This is a genomic window from Paraglaciecola sp., from assembly GCF_039943935.1.
Lineage (GTDB): Bacteria > Pseudomonadota > Gammaproteobacteria > Enterobacterales > Alteromonadaceae > Paraglaciecola.
Genome location: NZ_JBDUZQ010000017.1, coordinates 25,700 through 44,189, shown reverse-complemented (window position 1 = coordinate 44,189; position 18,490 = coordinate 25,700). Strand labels below are relative to the sequence as shown.

The 18,490-nt window shown below is 39.3% G+C and carries 14 protein-coding genes and 1 pseudogene; 4 read left to right on the top strand and 11 right to left on the bottom strand.

Going from position 1 to position 18,490, the window contains the following annotated elements; all coding sequences use genetic code 11:
• Window positions 1-237: 237 nt before the first annotated feature.
• Window positions 238-927, bottom strand: coding sequence for a hypothetical protein (locus tag ABJD71_RS09925; RefSeq protein ID WP_348168227.1), 690 nt, complete (start codon window positions 925-927; stop codon window positions 238-240).
• A gap of 225 nt (window positions 928-1,152) precedes the next feature.
• Window positions 1,153-1,383 (bottom strand): annotated as a pseudogene (locus ABJD71_RS09920) (transposase); the annotation flags it as partial.
• An 83-nt stretch (window positions 1,384-1,466) separates the two neighbouring features.
• Between ABJD71_RS09920 and ABJD71_RS09915 the strand changes: the two are divergent.
• Entirely contained in the window at window positions 1,467-3,215 is a 1,749-nt protein-coding gene (locus ABJD71_RS09915; RefSeq protein WP_348168224.1) for a CocE/NonD family hydrolase, read from the top strand.
• Between the two features lie 65 nt (window positions 3,216-3,280).
• Here ABJD71_RS09915 and ABJD71_RS09910 read toward each other — a convergent pair whose 3' ends face one another.
• Both ABJD71_RS09910 and ABJD71_RS09905 read right to left on the bottom strand, forming a co-directional pair.
• On the bottom strand, window positions 3,281-4,015 hold the full coding sequence (locus ABJD71_RS09910; RefSeq protein WP_348168221.1) for an HAD family hydrolase: 735 nt from the start codon (window positions 4,013-4,015) through the stop codon (window positions 3,281-3,283).
• A 47-nt stretch (window positions 4,016-4,062) separates the two neighbouring features.
• The gene (locus ABJD71_RS09905; RefSeq protein ID WP_348168218.1) at window positions 4,063-5,775 is read right to left on the bottom strand and encodes a pseudouridine synthase; all 1,713 of its coding nucleotides are present in this window, start codon (window positions 5,773-5,775) and stop codon (window positions 4,063-4,065) included.
• A gap of 628 nt (window positions 5,776-6,403) precedes the next feature.
• Between ABJD71_RS09905 and ABJD71_RS09900 the strand changes: the two genes are divergently transcribed.
• Both ABJD71_RS09900 and ABJD71_RS09895 read left to right on the top strand, forming a co-directional pair.
• On the top strand, window positions 6,404-8,422 hold the full coding sequence (locus ABJD71_RS09900; protein ID WP_348168215.1) for a hypothetical protein: 2,019 nt from the start codon (window positions 6,404-6,406) through the stop codon (window positions 8,420-8,422).
• 404 nt (window positions 8,423-8,826) lie between these two features.
• A complete protein-coding gene (locus tag ABJD71_RS09895) occupies window positions 8,827-9,090 on the top strand; it encodes an RNA-binding protein (protein ID WP_348168212.1) in 264 nt (87 codons plus the stop codon).
• 39 nt (window positions 9,091-9,129) lie between these two features.
• Here ABJD71_RS09895 and ABJD71_RS09890 read toward each other — a convergent pair whose 3' ends face one another.
• Window positions 9,130-9,630, bottom strand: a complete 501-nt coding sequence (locus ABJD71_RS09890; RefSeq protein WP_348168209.1) for a VC2046/SO_2500 family protein — start codon at window positions 9,628-9,630, stop codon at window positions 9,130-9,132.
• A gap of 214 nt (window positions 9,631-9,844) precedes the next feature.
• Here ABJD71_RS09890 and ABJD71_RS09885 point away from each other — a divergent pair, with 214 nt between their 5' ends.
• Entirely contained in the window at window positions 9,845-11,947 is a 2,103-nt protein-coding gene (locus ABJD71_RS09885) for a trypsin-like serine protease (RefSeq protein ID WP_348168206.1), read from the top strand.
• Window positions 11,948-12,286: 339 nt separating this feature from the next.
• Here ABJD71_RS09885 and ABJD71_RS09880 read toward each other — a convergent pair whose 3' ends face one another.
• The 6 genes from ABJD71_RS09880 to recO form a co-directional block, all read right to left on the bottom strand.
• Entirely contained in the window at window positions 12,287-13,381 is a 1,095-nt protein-coding gene (locus tag ABJD71_RS09880; protein WP_348168203.1) for a methyl-accepting chemotaxis protein, read from the bottom strand.
• 95 nt (window positions 13,382-13,476) lie between these two features.
• On the bottom strand, window positions 13,477-14,274 hold the full coding sequence (mazG, locus tag ABJD71_RS09875) for a nucleoside triphosphate pyrophosphohydrolase (protein WP_348168200.1): 798 nt from the start codon (window positions 14,272-14,274) through the stop codon (window positions 13,477-13,479).
• A 6-nt stretch (window positions 14,275-14,280) separates the two neighbouring features.
• On the bottom strand, window positions 14,281-16,446 hold the full coding sequence (gene relA, locus ABJD71_RS09870; RefSeq protein WP_348168197.1) for a GTP diphosphokinase: 2,166 nt from the start codon (window positions 16,444-16,446) through the stop codon (window positions 14,281-14,283).
• Between the two features lie 168 nt (window positions 16,447-16,614).
• Window positions 16,615-16,995 carry a holo-ACP synthase gene (gene acpS / locus ABJD71_RS09865; protein ID WP_348168194.1) on the bottom strand — a complete coding sequence of 127 codons (381 nt, stop codon included), beginning with the start codon at window positions 16,993-16,995 and terminating at the stop codon, window positions 16,615-16,617.
• Window positions 16,996-17,002: 7 nt separating this feature from the next.
• Entirely contained in the window at window positions 17,003-17,734 is a 732-nt protein-coding gene (gene pdxJ, locus ABJD71_RS09860; protein ID WP_348168191.1) for a pyridoxine 5'-phosphate synthase, read from the bottom strand.
• Window positions 17,731-18,468 (bottom strand): DNA repair protein RecO, encoded by a 738-nt coding sequence (gene recO, locus ABJD71_RS09855; RefSeq protein WP_348168188.1) that lies wholly within the window; start codon window positions 18,466-18,468, stop codon window positions 17,731-17,733. The genes pdxJ and recO overlap by 4 nt, the downstream gene beginning before the upstream one ends.
• Window positions 18,469-18,490: the final 22 nt, after the last annotated feature.

Below are 18,490 nucleotides of genomic sequence, written 5' to 3'. Positions count from 1 at the left end.
ACAAAAACCTTTGAATGATTGTTTGGATTAAATGACATTGGATCGGATTTAGGAGGATAACTACCAAAGGTTATAACTTTTAAGACAAGCCAACCAGAATAATAAAGTAAAGGCCATAATGTATACGCTAATATTTCACCTAGCGTATAAAAGAAACCTTCTACTACTGCTTCAATCATAAATTAATCCTTTAGTATTTAAGATTCTCAAACTAGACAGCCAAGATAAAATAAGCTGTTAAATCTCGTTTAACTCCAGTTTCATTTGCTTTTTTAAAGCACTATGGCTACTTTGAACCTTCAGCCCATAATTTGCAGACTTTTCTTGGTAAGGTGCAATTATTGACTGATCTGCCCGGAATTCAGAAGTAGACATAACTCTAAGCATTTCTGTTGAAGAGTCAGTAGCATTTTTAACCGCAATTTCTAAGTTATCCAACAAGGTATCAACTTTAGAGGATGCTATTAAACGAATGCTATTTTGTTCGGATTTTACTTTTAGGTGCTCTTCGTTCAATTCGAACACTAAAGCTTGAACATCTTTGTTATATTTGACGATAGCCTGATTTTTAACTGATTCATCTTCTTCTAAACAACCAGATAAAAACTCTGTCATTATTGGTTGAAACTTTTCTAAAAAAATAGAATTACATTTTCCATGAAATTCGTCTAATAGCGCAAAGTATTTTGAAAATTGTGCTCTTTTATCCTCATATTGATATTTTCTTTTTTCAATATCTAGTGAGTGTTGTTTTTTTATTTCTTCTGTCTCAGCGCGATATTTTGCGATGATTTTTTGTTTTTCTTCTTCTAGTTTTTGGTTGTCTTCAATTAGCGCTTTATTCTTCCCTTTCACTTTTAGGTATGCAGTCAAATAAATCGATAGTGCGCCAGCGCCAAAACAAACAATATTTACAATTACATCCATGTTCAATTTTTCTCCATGACTGAGTCTCAAACTAGACACACAAGATAAAATACTTACATAAATTCGTCCATTTAATTAACAGTAAATGAGCTATTTTTTGACTCTGGGTTGAGATTTTGGATGGATATTACAAACACTTCTTTTAAGTTGATAAAATGGGGCTAGTTACCTGAATTTCAGGCAAGCGAAGGCTTGATGGGGGATATATTAGCAGAGTGTTTGAAGCTAAGCTCGTTTGAGTAAGGTTTTAGCCTTGCCTATCCCTCGTATGCGTTTGTGGTTCGTGTGGCCTGCAAATACTCGCATCACATGCTCACTGCCTGCTGCATAGTAAAAGTGTTGTTCGAACTCAGTTGTGAGGGTTATCCATTGTTCACTGTCTAGTCCTAACCTTTATAAAATAGGACTTTGGTAATGGTCCATATATCCTGCTTTATCTTTTCTGATAACTCGCCCTTGTTTACTTAAAATTAATAAAGCAGTAGTGTTGACGTATCCACGACATTCATTCTAATAACAATAAAACATGTGAGGATTTTATGAGTATGCGACAACTAGTGTTTGGGCTAATTATAACGTTATCGTTATCGTCAATAAGCCACGGGCAAAGTTTTCCAGATTTTAAACAAGCGTTCCCAGACACCCTTAAGGTGATGTACCACGTGCCTGTTGCCATGCGCGATGGGGTTAACCTTACCACCGACATTTATTTACCTACCTCAGACGGCAAGTACCCCACCCTACTCATACGTGACATGTATACCAATGGCTCAAGCGCGGGTAGACAAAAATATGCCAAATTTGCGACCGCTAACGGCTATGCCTTGGTGTTTCAATCTGTTCGTGGCAGGTATGACTCAGAAGGTAAATGGTATCCTTATTTTCAAGAAATAAACGATGGCGATGACACCCTTACTTGGATTGCAAAGCAGTCGTGGTCTGACGGTAAAGTGGGCATGTTTGGCTCGTCGTACCTTGCATCAGTGCAGTGGTTGGCCGCCATCAACAAAAACCCTGCGTTGGTTGCCATTGCGCCGGCGGTTAGCCCGGGCAATTATTATCGAGATGTAGCTTATCCAGGTGGCGCGTTTTCTCTATTATCACGAGCAAGTTGGGGAATAGGCCTAGCGGGCAGCAGAACCAATATGTCGTTCCCTATTGATTGGGTCAATGGTATTAGCCACTTACCTTTAGAGAACTTGGCCGAAAATGTTGGTTTTAAGGTCCCGCACTTTCAAGATTGGCTTAACCATCCTTCATATGATGATTATTGGAAACCTTTAAATTTAGAAGCCCGTGCCACAGAAATGGCAGTTCCTGCGCTCAATATTGGCGGTTGGTTTGATGTATTTTTACGCAGCACCATAGGCAGTTACCAAACAATGGCGAAAGAGTCGGCGTCGGCCACCTCTAGAAACGGTCAGCGTTTAATCATTGGCCCATGGTCACATGGCTGGAACAGGTCTTCAAAATTAGGTGACGTAGAGTTTGGTGAAACCTCACTGATTGATACGCCCGACATGTTAATTGAGTGGTTTGACTACTGGATGAAAGGCAGTGATGCCAATTCAAATTTAGTATCGGGCAAAGCCCCTGTACGCCTATTTATTATGGGTGAAAACGTATGGCGCGACGAACAAGAGTGGCCATTAGCCAGAACCGAGTACCGCCCCTATTACCTGCATGCAGATAAGTCGCTTTCTGATAAAGCGCCTACCGCAACATCTGGCACACTGAAGTATGATTATGATCCTGCCGACCCAGTTCCTACCCTTGGCGGCAATATTATGATGCCTAAATTACGGGGCCCATACGATCAAAAGCCCCTTGATGGTCGCAAAGATATTCTTAGATTTGTGACAAAGCCTTTTACTAAAGCGACAGAGTTTACCGGCCCAATTAGTGCTGAAATTTATGCGTCTAGCAGTGCACCCGACACTGACTTTATGGCAAAACTCATAATTGTGAAGCCTGACGGCACTGCCTTTAATTTGGTTGATGGTGTAATTAGAGCAAGGTACAGAGAAGGTTTTGATACGCCTAAGTTAATCGAACCCGGAAAGGTCTATAAGTATAAAGTCGACATGTGGGCCAGCAGTTATATGTTGTCGCCCGGTGACCGTATTCGTATTGATGTAACTAGCAGTAATTATCCAAGATTGGCACGAAACCTTAACACTGGGGCAGACTTTGCAAAAACCTCACAAATGAAGGTAGCCAATCAAACCATACACATGAGCAAGCAATATCCTTCTAGTATTTTATTGCCGATGATCCCAAGCGAGTAACATAAGTTAAAAAATAACAAGCTAAGTAGCGGTAGCCGCTTTGACTACCGCTGATTTTTACTCATTTAAGCATCGGGTAAAACGATCTGCAATTTTGCCATTTGTTCGTAGTAAGGCTGTACTTCTTCTACCACTTTTAACTGTTGTTCATTGAGTGCAAGCTGTCGCTGCCCATAGGGTGCAAACCCTGTAGATTTCTCAACACTGTGATACCAATGTTTGGCCCAAACTCCGTCAGACTCTCGAGGGCCTTTTGGCCAAGCTAACATTCCCATATCAAAGGGTATCGCCAACGCCTTACACACTTCAGACAAGATATACTCAGGGTTTTTAAGAACATCATTTGAGTCAATAACAGGAATACTCTGTCCAGTAATTTGCGTTATCTCATGGTACAACTCTGCTTGTCTGACAATACCTATATCTTGAGCACGGCATTGCCCCATGCTGTTTGTGTATGAATTAACGACTTGAGCAGGGTCACGAATTAAAAAGCAATGTTTAAGATTTTTGGTCCACGAAAGGTCTACCCCGTCTAACATGTGATGAGTCATATGTTTTTGGTATTGAAATTGAGTTTTACAGTGTGTTTGGGTCAAATTTGTCACGACCTCTGGGTAAGAGGTACTTTGCTCAGCAAGAATGTCTTCAAAACAAGGGTGAGGACTTTGGGTTTGCTTTAAATAAAAACCATAAAAAGGCTCATCTATCACCTCACAATCGCTGCGGTTTTCCCAACTTCGCATCATAGCGGTTGAAATATTACGAGGGCCAGACCACATAGCAATTCGGGTTGTCATCGTTATTACTCTCCTTAAAGGTTAGTTCTTAAAAGCCAATTGAAACCTTAAAACTCTGATTCAACTTTAAAGGTCATTAGCTCGTTACTTTTTGGGTGCCTAATCGTCAGGCTTTGGGCATGTAGGTGTAAACGATTAGTGCGAACGCCGTATAAATCATCTCCTACTATGGGCATATTTAACCCTTCTGCGTGGGCACAGTGCAACCTTAATTGGTGAGTACGACCCGTATGCGGAGTAAGCAATACTTTAGCTTGGTTGGTATCCGGGTAACGCTTGAGCACTTGCCAATACGTTTTTGCAGGCTTGCCGTCTTTCTGGCAAATAATCTGCCTAGGCCTGTCGAAATAGTCGCCCCGCATTGGCAGGTTTATTTCACCTTGTTCTTGCTCTGGTAGCCCTGATATTAAGGCGACATATTCTTTATAGACATCCCGCTGTATAAATTGCTTTTGCAAAAATTTATTCGCTTTAGGGTTAAGTGCTAACACCATTAATCCAGATGTAGACATATCTAACCGGTGCACAATTAAAGGGCCAGTAGCATCAGGAAACTGCTTCTTAATGCGCAAATACACTGAGTCAGAGATTTCTTTACCGGGCACAGATAAAAACTCTGTGGGCTTATTAACAATAACGATATCTTCATCTTGGTGGATGATTTCTAAGGTTTTATCCTCACAACAATTTTGAATAAGAGGGTTATCCTCAACCTCTAAACCAATTAGCATGTGATTTAAAATAGGGTGACATTTTCCCATGCAAGCTGGGTAATATTGTTTGTGTTGCCTGATTTCGGACTTAGGTGACGCCCCCCACCAAAACTCGGCCATAGCCAAAGGCGTAAGCTGATGTTCAAAGGCGTAATGTAACAATTTAGGTGCGGCGCATTCTCCTGCTCCTGCAGGAGGTGTTTTAAGTGCTGTTTCTGCAAATATGTCTAGTAGGCTTTTAGGCACTAACTCTTGGTTTAAAAACTGATATTGAGAAAATATCTTTTTTTGTAAGTTGGCAGATAAGGTTTTTCGTTGTCCCTTTAACGTAGCGATATCTTCAGTCAACTCTGCAAGCTGCTGCTGCGCTTTTTCTATCGCGCTTTGCGTCTCGTTGGTTAGGTCTTTTAAACGCCACTTGTCATAAACACTTTGCACCGCTAACTCTTTAAGAGCGTCTTCGCGGCTATCATTATCTTCTTGGTTTGTTAGCGTTTTTCGCTTGGCCTTTCGCGCTTTACGGTTAGCTATTAATTCTTCTCTAAGTGCTGCTAATTGCTGCTCACAATCAGCTTTAACCTGCTCTAAATGCTGTGTTAAAACAATTAAATTAGGGGCATTTTCTTTGATTTCTATTTGCTCATTTAATTGGTTAATCGCGACCTGTTCAGCCAGAAAAAAACTATCTTTAGCTAACAAATCAAATACAGGCGGGACAAAGCCATTAATATGACTTTTTTTAGCTAACTTACCTGAAAAAGCAGAAATAAAGCCTAACTCACCTCGTGTATTTCGTACCAGTAGCACACCAAACATCTTGCCAATAATGAGGTTGGGGTCATCAGACAAACCAAAATTGTGATACCAACTTTTTTGACTTTGCAGATAGCCTTGCAATTGCTCTGCAGCAAGCATGCACAAAGGATGTGGCTCATAATAAAATGGGAATGTAAAACGCTCTGGTACGTCATAGCCTTCAATAGGCACAGTGAAGTCAGTAAAACATGTGTTTTCAAAATCTTTTAATTGGTGGGAGCTAATATTCAATATTTAAAATGTCGCAATGATAGTTTTTATTGAACTCATAATTTTTTGGTGAAAATGACAAATCCTGTCACCTAAAAATTACAAGTAATCGGAGTGTTGGCTTATTGTAAACCAGCTTGTGTTTCTAATAGGTGGCAAAGCTACCTAACCAATGGCTTCCCATGTAATGCATCTCGTGAATAACAGAGTTTATGCCGGCCTCTTTATGAAGGCATTCAAGGGCTAACTCAGCAAAACGGTTCATGACTTCGCTTCACTTGGCTGGCCTAGCGTAAATGTTGAATTACTCAGGGCATAAACACAATAAAAAGCAGCTAAAGCACAGGCTGTAAATATTTTCATTATTATTTCTTTTAGACATAGAAAAGCTATTTGAAAAAAAATAATAAACGCTAGCATCAAACATAGCAACACAGACCAAAATTAATACTAAAGTCGTAGATACATTGGCCACTCAAAATTTATTTATGACATTCAGATAGTTACACACCATCTTATTCATAAAAATAGTCATTGCATAGCAAGCAATTTTTGATTTTAATACTAAAGCTAACCAAGTTATGGTCGATGATTCAAATAGATAAGGACGTCTGTTTAATAACAATAATAATAAATAGGCGACAGCATTTTGAATACTTTACTTTCTAATAATGAACAACAGTTAAAGTCTGTTATTCCTCTAATTAAAACCTATGATGAACGTCTACAAGCGCTTAATCATTGGTGGGGAAAGATATCATTAATAGGTAAGATTAATAGTCAGAATGTGTCAGACAGTATTCTCGAAGAAATGCATTATACAAGAGAGAAGTTTTCTAAATTGCAAGGCAGGCTAATTGAAAACTTGTTAAGGGCTCACTTACAAAAGCGTATTGCAGACGACCACAACAAATCTCAAGTGGCCATCGACATTCTCATTAGGAATTTATTTGAACGTACGGCGGATGTAGGATTTTTGGCTACTGACGATGACATTAGAGCGTTTTTATTAAAGCCAAACAAAGATGCAAATGATGTCATAGCACTTCAAGCACGTTTGCAGGAATATGTTAAAAAATATAGTGTTTATGATGAAATCATAATTTTGGATCCCCAAGGAAATGTTCAGGTTAACTTAGACCCTAACAACCAAATCACCCACAGTGACGACCCGATAATAGCTAACACATTGAACACTAACGAAGACTACTTAGAAACCTTTCGTAAGAGTGGTCTTCAGCCACAGCTTGACCATTCATTGATCTACTCTTGTGTTATTAGAAGCAACAACCAACAAGACGCTGAAATATTAGGTGTATTATGTTTGTGTTTTCGGTTTGATGATGAAATGCAAGGGATTTTTAACAACTTACAGTCAGAAAGCGCCGCCAGTATAATTACAATTGTAGACAACAGAGGCACAGTCATTGCCACTAACCATCCAGAAAAGATACCTCTAGATGATAAACTCCCAAAACATGACGCACCCATCTTATTAAAATTTAATAAACAAGAATATTTGTCAACACAGTCTAATACCAAAGGGTATCAAGGCTTTATGGGATTATCTTGGTGTGGTCAGGTTATGACACCGCTAAAAGAGGCATTTAAACACTCTACAGAGACCCAAGAGTCAAAAGAAAATGCCTTTACTTTATTGGAGTCCGAGTTATTTTCTGATGATCTGAAAGAAATATACAGAAGCTCTAGGTTAATTAATGACGATCTTAGCTTAGTGGTGTTAAACGGTATTATTGCGGCAGCTAGAAATGACGCAGTTGAATTTATGCCTGTACTTTCGGAAATCAAAAAAACGGGTCAAGGTATCACGTCAATTTTTTCAGACTCTATAGATAACCTGCAAGACACAGTGTTAAGCGCAAGGTTAAGTGACGTAAGGTTTTTCGCCAGTCTAGCCATAGATATAATGGATCGTAACCTCTACGAAAGGGCCAATGACTGCAGATGGTGGGCATTAACCACTGTTTTTAGAGAGCATTTACAAGAAGCTAAACTAACAGACTTAGCGAAACAAGAAATCACTGACATTTTGTATTACATTAACGACTTATACACTGTGTATACCAACCTATATGTATACGATAAAAATGGCATTATTATCGCAGTGTCAAACAAAGAACAAGCGGACATGATAGGCCAACTCACGGAGCAGCATAGCGGTGCACAAGAGGCGTTACAAAATACAGACTCTCAGACATATACGGTATCAAGCTTTACTCCGAGTAACCAATATCAGGGCAATTATACATATATCTACAATGCATCCATTACTAGCATAGGCCAGCCAACAGTTATTGGGGGTATTGGAATCGTGTTCGATAGCACACCTGAATTCAAAGAAATGCTAAGTGACACCTTACCGACTGACGAACAAGGTATCGCTTTGCAAGGTTGTTTTGCGTTCTATTGCCAAAGAGACGGCATGATAATTTCTCATACCGAAAATTCGCCACAGAAAGTAGGTGAAATTCTTGATTTAGACAAATCATTATTAATGCTGGGCAATGGCCAACAAGATTCATTATTGCTTAATTACAAGGGAGTTAACTATGCTGTAGGAATATCAGCATCCAAAGGCTACAGAGAGTACAAAACAACCGGTGACTACAATAACGATGTTGTAGCATTCGTCATGCTCCCAAGCTAAAAAGTGAAAGCACTAAACGAGAGTAGATTATTATTTACTTCAAGACAAATAACTTCAACTTCACATGTATTGCTCATAATCAAAATTACAACGTTATTCTATGTTTCTAGCAACTTGAGTAAGATTATTAAGACCATTGCTAAGCGGGCAATTAGCATTTCGGGCTAAAAAGTACGTTATTCCTATTAAAAAATATCATCTTTGTTGCTTTTCATCAGTCTCCTGATTCTCCAAATACCCATTAAAGTATAATTAATGAGTCAATTTTTAAGCATTTAGCCATTGTTTAAATGCATATTTAAGTAATAGTCACTTTTGGACTAGCGCATGTGGCATAGTAGCGCTATTAAAAAAGGGTTAACCTTGAAATTAGCTCAATCACTTTTTACACATAGGAGCATTTTATGAAAATACTAATTCGTAACTTAGATCGCGCAACCACAGAAGATGAGCTCATGTTATTGTTTGCTGAGTATGGAGCCGTGCAATCTTGCAATTTAGTTGTAGATTCTGCCAGTGGCAAGTCAAAGGGGTTTGGGTTTGTTGAAATGCCAAAGACGGGGGAAGCCAAAGCGGCAATTAAAAATTTAAATTACAAAGTACTTGGGGATAATAAAATACGCGTGAAAAAAGCAGAAGATAAAACAGCTGAGAACCCTACTGATTAACTCAATTTCGAACAAAAATACAAAGTATTATTAAGTAAGCTAAGTTGCTGACGGAGTTAGTTCATCCAAAATATCAAATAATCCTGTTTCATCGACTTTAATACCTTTATCTGTTTGGCTTTTCATTCGACTTTGCGTATACATACTGGTATTGGCGAGAACATCATCATCTAGTCTAAGTGCGTTATTGTAATGCGACAAAGGCTCTGGGTGCATAGCTAACCACAACTGAGCTGAAGCCAAAGAACCACTTGTTATCAATTTCGCAGCATTGTTGCAGCCTTGCCAGTATTCTTGGCTAGCTTCTAATTGTGAGCTTCTATAATGACAAAGCTCAGAGTTATCAACTAACAAAGTTTGCGCTGAATCAGACTGTTCAAACCTAGGACGGTGCAAGCTATTTGGCTCTAACATTGCCATCAATAGCGCAAAATTGGCTCCTTGTTGTGATGCTCTATTTAGGTCTCCATTTAGCTCAAAATCACTGGATAAAATGAATTGCCTAGAGCTAGCATCAAGTGTACTTTCAGAACTTAGCAAATGAGATTTACGCCAATAGAATGCTTACTACTTTATTTATCGCGTTTGGCACCAAAGACTTTAGGTAAATCTGCATATTCGTTGCCTATTCTTTGACATTTGAAATTAAATCACCAAAATGGCTGGTCTGACTTTTAGTCGCTATATTGTATAGTTACAACAAGCTATCTCTTTAACTTATGACTACTACTTGTATTATTTAGGAATTTATTTAATGAATAGACTGCTTACTGCCATTTTCTCTTGGGTGATACTTACTATTTCTCCCTATGTATTTTCCGCTAGTGACAGCAATTTATTAAATACTAAAAACAAGGACTCTTTAATAGAATCTCGAATCGTTGGGGGTGAGGTAGCCGACACGAATGATTGGCCATGGATAGCAGCGTATGTAAACACTACCAATGTTATTACCACCAGCTTAGAAGTTAATAATGTTAGTTATATTAGTGACTACTTTACTTTCGGTGTATCTGGCTCAGCAAGTGCTGAACTAGTGTCCTGTGGAATTGCAGACGATATATGTGTAGATGCTGATGCAAAAGTTTGTCTCATCGAACGAGGCGAAGTCAATTTTTCTGAAAAAGCTAATAATTGTGAAACTGCGGGTGGTGTAGGCGCAATCATTTATAATAATGAAGAAGAGGGGAACATTTCTGGCACCTTAGGCTCCGATTACACAGGCTCAATTCCTGTCGTTGCAGTCACTAGAATCGATGGATTAGCCTTATTAGAACTAGTGGGTAGCGAAGCTTCATTAAGCGTAAGTGATGCTGATGCTGTCGCTCAGGAAATTGTTTGCGGAGGCTCTTTTATTGGTGACAAGTGGGTAATAACAGCGGCCCATTGTGTTGATGATGGTAGCGCTAGCTTTCTTCAAATGAATATTGGTGAGTACGACTTATCAGACGGCGCAGATAACGCCATAGACATAGCTAACGTTTATATACACCCTTCCTATAATGGCAGCACATTTGAAAATGATATTGCAATCATTGAACTAACAGAATCTGTTAACACAACAACAGTAACTATTGCGACTTCAGAGGTTACCTCTCAATATGCTATAGAAAACAGTATAGCGACAGTAGCGGGTTGGGGAGGAACAACTGGTTATGAACCTGGAGAGGGCCCTACTTCAGGTTTCCCTGACGTCTTACGTGAAGTCGACTTGCAGTTAATGACTAATGAGCAATGCATAAACAGATTAAATGAAAATGTATTTGTTGATGACTCAGATATAACCAACAATATGATTTGTGCCGCTATTGCTGACGGAGGAAAAGGTTCTTGTCAAGGTGACAGTGGTGGACCTTTAGTTATTAATACGGGTTCTGGAGTGCAACAGGTTGGCATAGTGAGCTTTGGATTTGGCTGCGCAGCAGAAGGCTACCCTGGAGTGTATACCCGAGTATCTCAATATATAGATTGGATAAATAGCATAACCGGTGGTGTAGCAATCGAAGCTCGATTCGACTTTGGAAGTGTCTTAGAGGGCAGAGCTTACACAGAAGACTTTACAGTATCCAACAATAGTGTATCAACGGTGTCATTTAGCTTTGACCTGAGTGGTAGCACAGCGATCAGTATAGAAAATTCGAATTGCTCTACTCTTGAAGCTACTGAAAGCTGTGACATCACAGTCAGTTACTCTCCAACTATTAGTGAAGACTTGAACGCAATTATTAATATTGTAACTGATGACGAAAATATACCATCAAACAGCTTAAATCTAACCGCACTAGCATTAGGTACGTCCAACTCAATTGGCGCCTTAGTAGGAGAAACAGCTGTCAATTGGTTTAGTGGAGGCTCAGAAACACTCGGTTGGGTTTCGAATGCCCAGCAAGGTATTGAAAGCGGAGCCATTAGCGACTTACAAGAAAGTACTGTCGTCGCTGTAGTAGATGGAGAAGGTACCTTTACCTTCGAGTGGGCCGTATCATCAGAAGAAAACACAGATTTAGAAATTACAGATGCAGACTATGAACCCTACGATGCACTCTTCGTGTACTTAAACGATGAATTACTCGATTTTATATCAGGAGAAGTTGAGTTTAGTGAATACAGCATTGAATTATCAGCAGGTGAAAACATCATTACTTGGACATACAGTAAAGATTTAAATACGAGAGCAGGGAATGACAAAGGGTTTATTCGTAATGTTAACTTCTCAGTTCCCGAGACTACCTTCCTACCGACACCAGATACGTCTGGTAATTCATCAGGAGGGGGAAGCTTAACCTGGCTAACCCTACTAGTGATATTTGCTGGATTAGTTTCACGTAGTAGACTAATAAACCTGAATAATGGATAAGCCGAACCTCTCGCTAACGCTCTTTTTGTGCCTACGTCGGATTGTCTAGCAATAACACGTTTTTACCTACGACAATCCGCCTTGCTATACACTCAAAATTTCTTCATCGAGTGAGCCTTTAAGTGAATATATTTGGGTGGATAGTAGCAAGTTATTGAAATATATCGTTAAAATAAGTTTTAATGATGCTTCTTATCCAGAACTCTGGTTAATAGCACTGAGATAGAATTAACCTAAACGCCCCGTTAAGGATTGACGTTAGGCTATAAACTGCTTCTTTGTTGTAAAGAGGCAGTTTATGACCTTTGAAATGTGCGAGCGGTTCTCTTAACAATAAGATTAAAACAAATCTTTCAAGTCACTCAAGCAAGACATGACTTGATTACTGGATTGTTCCATTTTCACTAGGTATTTCACCGCATCATCTTTATTATCATCAACAAAAAGCTGAATCGCTTTTAATCCATTTGAATGCACTTCTTCATAGGGACGTTCTAGACTTCTGAAAGACGCATTATCAGAATATTTTTGTTTTCCTTCTGCGTGATACCATATCCCTAAACGACTCATTTTATGATCTGTAAAATCATTAATGTTTTTATTTTTCATCCCATAGATAACGGCATAAACTTCACTCTTCCAAACAATGTGGTCTAACTTAACGGTTTGGATAAAGGAGCGGTGAGAGCCTGTTGTTATTGCATCTTTCATGGTATTACAACAAGCAATAATTGAACTAAAATTATTGTTTAACTCACCAACACCAATAGATAATGTATCGTTGTTAGTTTTGATTTCATCCACCGAATCCACTGCACTTTTAGTAGATGAAATAATATCACCCACTAAATCTGCGACTTCGCTAGCTGATTTATTTGTTTCATTGGCCAAAGAGCGCACTTCGTCTGCAACCACACTAAACCCCCGTCCAGCATCACCTGCCCTTGCTGCTTCAATTGCTGCATTTAAGGCTAATAAATTAGTTTGATCAGAGATATTAGTGATAGTTGTTACGAATGTATTAATATTATCTGCTTTATCTGAAAGCCCGGAAATATTACTCGTCATAGCAACCATTTTTGAGCTTAAGCCATCCATAGATGTAGCTATTGTGTCTAAAGATTCGGTTGAACTGTCAAATAAATGATTAATATCTGCAATGGACTCACTTTGCTTTTCAATGCGTTGAAATGACTCAAGTACTGTTTGCCTAATACCTTCAACTTGGCCCATTGAGTCTAAGGTACACTTGATTAATACTTTTTCGTAACTATTAGGTGATAACGCGGCTAAAGATTTAGCCTCTGCGTCAGCCTTAAGCTCTGTATTTTCTGCTTGTAAAGCATCGATTTGCTGCGATAATTCAACGACGGTTTGCTGTAATTCTTTTTTCTGTGATTCTACTTCTTTGTACTGTGAAGATAAGACAAACATATAGATCCTTTATTTACTAATTTCATCAGATTAGTATCGACATAAAAGTTTAGATCTTAAACAATCCAAACTCGAAATATTGAAAAACTACTACTTTAGTTTTTCACCCGTTGCCATGCTGCTTCCATTTCATCTAAACTTGCAGAATAAATTGAAGACTCATGATTTTCTAGTGTTACTTCTACTTGCCTAAACCGCTGTTCAAATTTGTGATTAGCCTTAATTAAAGCGCTTTCGGCATTTACATTGAGGTGTCTTGCAAGGTTAACCACTGAAAACAACAAATCACCGATTTCCTCTTCTATTCTTTGTTGATTTGGAGTTTCTACTTGGACTTCTTCCATTACTTCTTGGATTTCTTCTTTAACTTTGCCTACAACAGGTTCAATTGTGGGCCAGTCAAATCCTACTTTAGCACACTGTTTTTGCAACTTATGGGCCTTTGTTAAAGGAGTCACGCCGCTAGGAATATTCGCTAACACACTCAGGTCGTCATTCTTGCCTGCTTTAATGCGTTCTTGCGTTTTAATATCATCCCATTGCTGAGACAGTTCTTGATCATTTTGAATTTGACTATCCCCAAAAACATGAGGGTGGCGTCGTATTAATTTATCACTTATGCCTTGGACAATATCGTCAAAGGTAAAGACTTGTTGCTCTTCCCCTAATTGGCCATAAAACACCACTTGAAACAATAAATCGCCAAGTTCATCTTTTATATCGCCCATATCTTTGCGGGATATGGCGTCGACTACTTCATACGTTTCCTCAATTGTATATGGCACAAGCGTTTCAAACGTTTGTTTTAGATCCCAAGGGCAACCAGTAACAGGATCACGCAAACGTTTCATAATGTGTAGAAGTTGCTCTATAGCCGCGCTATTTTGCTTCACCAAGGGTTAACCATTATCCGTTTTATAAACATTAGTTACACCTTTCACTGACTGCAATCTTGCTATGGTTTTTAGCAAGGTAGTTAGGTCTTTAACTTCAATACTTAGCTCAATTTTGGCTGTATTAAGTTTAGTATCACTGGAGCTATTCACCCCAAGTAAACTCACTCTTTCGTTAGTTAAAACTGTAGTAACATCTCTAAGCACACCAGCCCTATCGGTACTCTGCACCACCACCTTAGTTTGAAATGCTCCTTGTATATCGCTGGCCCAATTTACATCTATCTGCCTTTCTGGATGAGTCTCGAGTAAATGTGCTAATTGTTCACAGTCTTGCCGGTGAACACTCACCCCACGGCCTTGCGTAATATAACCTTGTATTGGTTCACCTGGCAGAGGCTGACAACACCTTGCAATTTGATGAAGTAAATTACCTACACCTTCTACTACTATAGTATCTTTTTTATGGTTTGAAGGTTTTCGTGGTACGACTTTCAGATCTAACTCAGGCTCTGGCTCTGGTGCATGCTTTTGTTGTAGATAATGTACAACTTGCATAATACGAATATCGCCAGCACCTAAAGCAGCATACAAATCTTCTAGGCTTTGCATATTGAAACGCTCAATAGCATCAGTGGCCACTTTACCGTCTATGCCTAATTTACCTAATTCTCTATCTAATAATTCTTTTCCAGCTACCGCATTTTTACTCTTGTCTTGTCTTTTGAAGTAGGTTTGAATTTTTGCTCGCGCTCGTGAAGAGTACACATAGCCTAGTCCTGGGTGCATCCAATCACGACTAGGATTAGAATGTTTACCCGTTAAGACTTCGACTTGATCACCCGTTTGCAATTGATAGGTAAAAGGCACAATTCGGCCCCCTACTTTTGCACCGTTGCACCTATGGCCAACATTACTATGAATGTAATAAGCAAAGTCCAAGGGAGTAGAACCTAGAGGCAAGTCAACCACATCACCATTAGGCGTAAATACATATACCCTATCATCAAATACTTGGCTTCGGAGCTCTTCTACTAAATCACCAGAATCCGACACTTCATCTTGCCACTGCAAAATTTTGCGGAGCCAATTGATTCGTTCTTCGTATCCTGTGCGCCCAGATGCAGTGCCTTCTTTGTAACGCCAATGAGCAGCTACACCCAACTCTGCGTCTTGATGCATTTTATCGGTACGGATTTGTATCTCTATAGTCTTGCCTTGCTTACCTAAAGTCACAGTATGAATTGACTGGTATCCATTAGATTTTGGCGTCGCAATATAGTCATCAAACTCTTGTGGTAAATGATGCCAATTGGCATGCACTACACCCAATGCGGCATAACAGTCTTGTAGTCGTTCAGCAATAATTCTAACAGCACGAATATCATACAGCTGTTCAAAACTGAGGTCTTTTTTCTGCATCTTTTTCCAGATGCTATAAATATGTTTAGGCCGACCGTAAACCTTAGCTTTTATTTTTTGCGTATCAAGAATAGATTGCAACTCTTCCACAAAATCAACGATGTACACCTCTCTATCAGTTCGGCGTTCATCTAATAACTTAGCAATCTGTTTGTAAGACTGAGGATGTAAATAACGAAAAGAGTGATCTTCGAGCTCCCACTTTAATTGCCCAATACCTAACCTATTGGCTAATGGGGCATAGATATTTGAACATTCACGGGCCACTAATACTCGAGTTTCTTCATCCTCTTTTTTTGCTGTTTGTAAGGCACAAATACGTTCTGCAAGCTTAAGCACCACGGCTCGAACATCTTCAACCATGGCGAGCAACATACGCCTAACGTTATCGATTTGTGCCTCATCATTTTTGCGGGAACTGTTAGCCCGTGTATGCAGAGATTTGATGGCATCCATGCGCCTTACACCGACAATTAACTTTTGAATTCCTTCACCAAACTGCTCGGTTATCTCATCTTCGTTTAATTGATGAACTTCACAATAAGGATAGATAAGAGCGGCTTGTAGAGTTTCATCATCCATATGTAACTCATGGAGAATTTCCACCATTTCTTGGCCGGTGAGTAATATTTCTGGGGTATCCGAAACGTCACGAATCTTCTGCTTGCTTGACTCCGGCAAGTTGAGACCTGCTAACCATTCTGAAAATGGAGGGCGCTTTTCTTCATGTACTTTACGAATTGAAACCATAAAACAAGCCTTACTTCAGGTATATCTGCTTCGATATGTAAATTGGGATGTTCACAATCCACAACTATTTCGTGAGTCTGTCTCACCGGGCTAGGTATTAAAACTATCAATCAACCACTATGTCTTGCCACAAACAGGATAAAATCAGCACCAATCGAGTGCATATTATTAAAGTGACTCTAAGACCACAGTAACAACGGCGTAGTGCTTCTCATCAGAAATCGATATAAAACTATTATTAATCTGTTTTTGTTCACAAATTTCAGCAAATTTACCAGTAAACACCAGACTGGGCTGACCTGATGGAAGATTTACAACTTCAACATCTTTAAAGCCTACTCCGTTAGCAATACCTGTGCCTAGGGCTTTTACAGCAGCTTCTTTCGCGGCAAATCGCTTAGCTAAAAACTGTGCAGGAAACTTATGACTTTCAAATATCTGCAACTCTGCAGTAGTTAAAATACGCTCAGCTATACGGGTAGAGTGACTAATAAGATGCTCCATACGTACAATTTCCACTATGTCGGTGCCTAAACCTGCTATCGCCATAGATTCGCTACACCCTGGCTTCTTGCATAAGCTTGCGCATATCGCTTACTGCCTTTGCCAAACCATCAAAAGCAGCCCGAGCTATAATGGCATGACCAATATTTAACTCGTATAACTCCTCTATAGCTGCGATGGGTTTCACATTGTGATAATGCAAACCATGACCAGCATTAACCTTTAAGCCTTTAGAATGAGCATACTTAATACCCTCTACTAACACAGCCAGCTCTTTCTGCTGTTCTAGTTCATTGTTAGCTTCAGCGTATTGCCCAGTATGAATTTCAATATATGGCGCACCTGCTGCTATAGCGGCATCAATTTGCGTTTTATCCGCATCAATAAACAACGAAACCAATATACCTGCCGCAGCCAAACGTTCACATGCAGCTGTCATTTTAGAAAGATGGCCAGCAACATCCAAACCACCTTCGGTGGTTAACTCTTCTCTTTTCTCAGGCACTAAACAACAAAACTCTGGCTGAGTCTGCTCTGCAATCAATAACATCTCATCTGTGACTGCCATTTCCAAATTCATACGGGTTTGAATAGTTTGTTTTAAAATTTGGACATCTCTGTCGACGATATGCCGTCTATCTTCTCTTAGATGAATAGTAATCCCATCAGCTCCGGCACGCTCTGCAATCTCTGCCGCATGAACAGGATCTGGGTAATGAGTCCCCCTTGCATTACGGAGGGTTGCAATATGGTCAATGTTAACACCAAGCAAAATTTCTTTCATTTAAGCTTATCACCTCTTGTTATGCTATTTGAGGCCCAATTTTGCTGAAAAAGCTCTCTACTTTTCAACGGTTTAGAGCCTAACAAATGAGCCAGTGCAGTACGTGTAATATACTTCGCACATTTTAAACTATTTGTTGTCCAGATATTATTGCTAATAGCAATTAAAGATTCACCTGAAAAACGATTAGAGCCAATTGATTCAGGCCCTATAACTTTAATACCTTGCTCTAAAACCAAACAGTAATCGACATGCGCTTCAATACTTTGGCCAGTTTCAAAATCATGATTTAAATCCATACCGTACCCCAACTCATCCAATAACAGCAGCTCAAACTGGCGCAAACATGGCTCTATTTCACATTCACTTTGTAGCGCTGTTAAGCTGGCTTTGTAATATTCAAAAAGCTCAGGATGGGGGACTTCTTTAGGTAATAACCTATTCAGTAACTCATTTAAATACATAGCGCAAAATAACGGATGCCCACTTAACTTTAGCGTTTTACCCGCTGACTCTAATTGGTTTAGATTGCGTAATTCATGTTTACCAGAGAGACTAAACAATAATGGCTGAAAGGGTTGCAGCAAGCTTTTTTTGTCATTTTTGTTTCCTCTAACGCCCTTAATCACCGCACTTACTTTACCCATTTCTAAAGTAAAAAGATCAGTCAGGAAGCTGGTTTCTCTGTAAGCACGTCTATGTAAAACAAAACCATGTAGCGATTCAGAAACCAACAGATTTCACCTTAGGCCAAAG

What these genes read in the sequence shown, in the direction of transcription:
- relA (WP_348168197.1), bottom strand. Translation starts at nt 16,446, where the DNA reads ATGGTTTCAATTCGTAAAGTACATGAAGAAAAGCGCCCTCCATTTTCA.
- ABJD71_RS09895 (WP_348168212.1), top strand. Translation starts at nt 8,827, where the DNA reads ATGAAAATACTAATTCGTAACTTAGATCGCGCAACCACAGAAGATGAG.
- acpS (WP_348168194.1), bottom strand. Translation starts at nt 16,995, where the DNA reads ATGGCGATAGCAGGTTTAGGCACCGACATAGTGGAAATTGTACGTATG.
- ABJD71_RS09910 (WP_348168221.1), bottom strand. Translation starts at nt 4,015, where the DNA reads ATGACAACCCGAATTGCTATGTGGTCTGGCCCTCGTAATATTTCAACC.
- pdxJ (WP_348168191.1), bottom strand. Translation starts at nt 17,734, where the DNA reads ATGAAAGAAATTTTGCTTGGTGTTAACATTGACCATATTGCAACCCTC.
- ABJD71_RS09915 (WP_348168224.1), top strand. Translation starts at nt 1,467, where the DNA reads ATGAGTATGCGACAACTAGTGTTTGGGCTAATTATAACGTTATCGTTA.
- ABJD71_RS09885 (WP_348168206.1), top strand. Translation starts at nt 9,845, where the DNA reads ATGAATAGACTGCTTACTGCCATTTTCTCTTGGGTGATACTTACTATT.
- ABJD71_RS09880 (WP_348168203.1), bottom strand. Translation starts at nt 13,381, where the DNA reads ATGTTTGTCTTATCTTCACAGTACAAAGAAGTAGAATCACAGAAAAAA.
- ABJD71_RS09925 (WP_348168227.1), bottom strand. Translation starts at nt 927, where the DNA reads ATGGATGTAATTGTAAATATTGTTTGTTTTGGCGCTGGCGCACTATCG.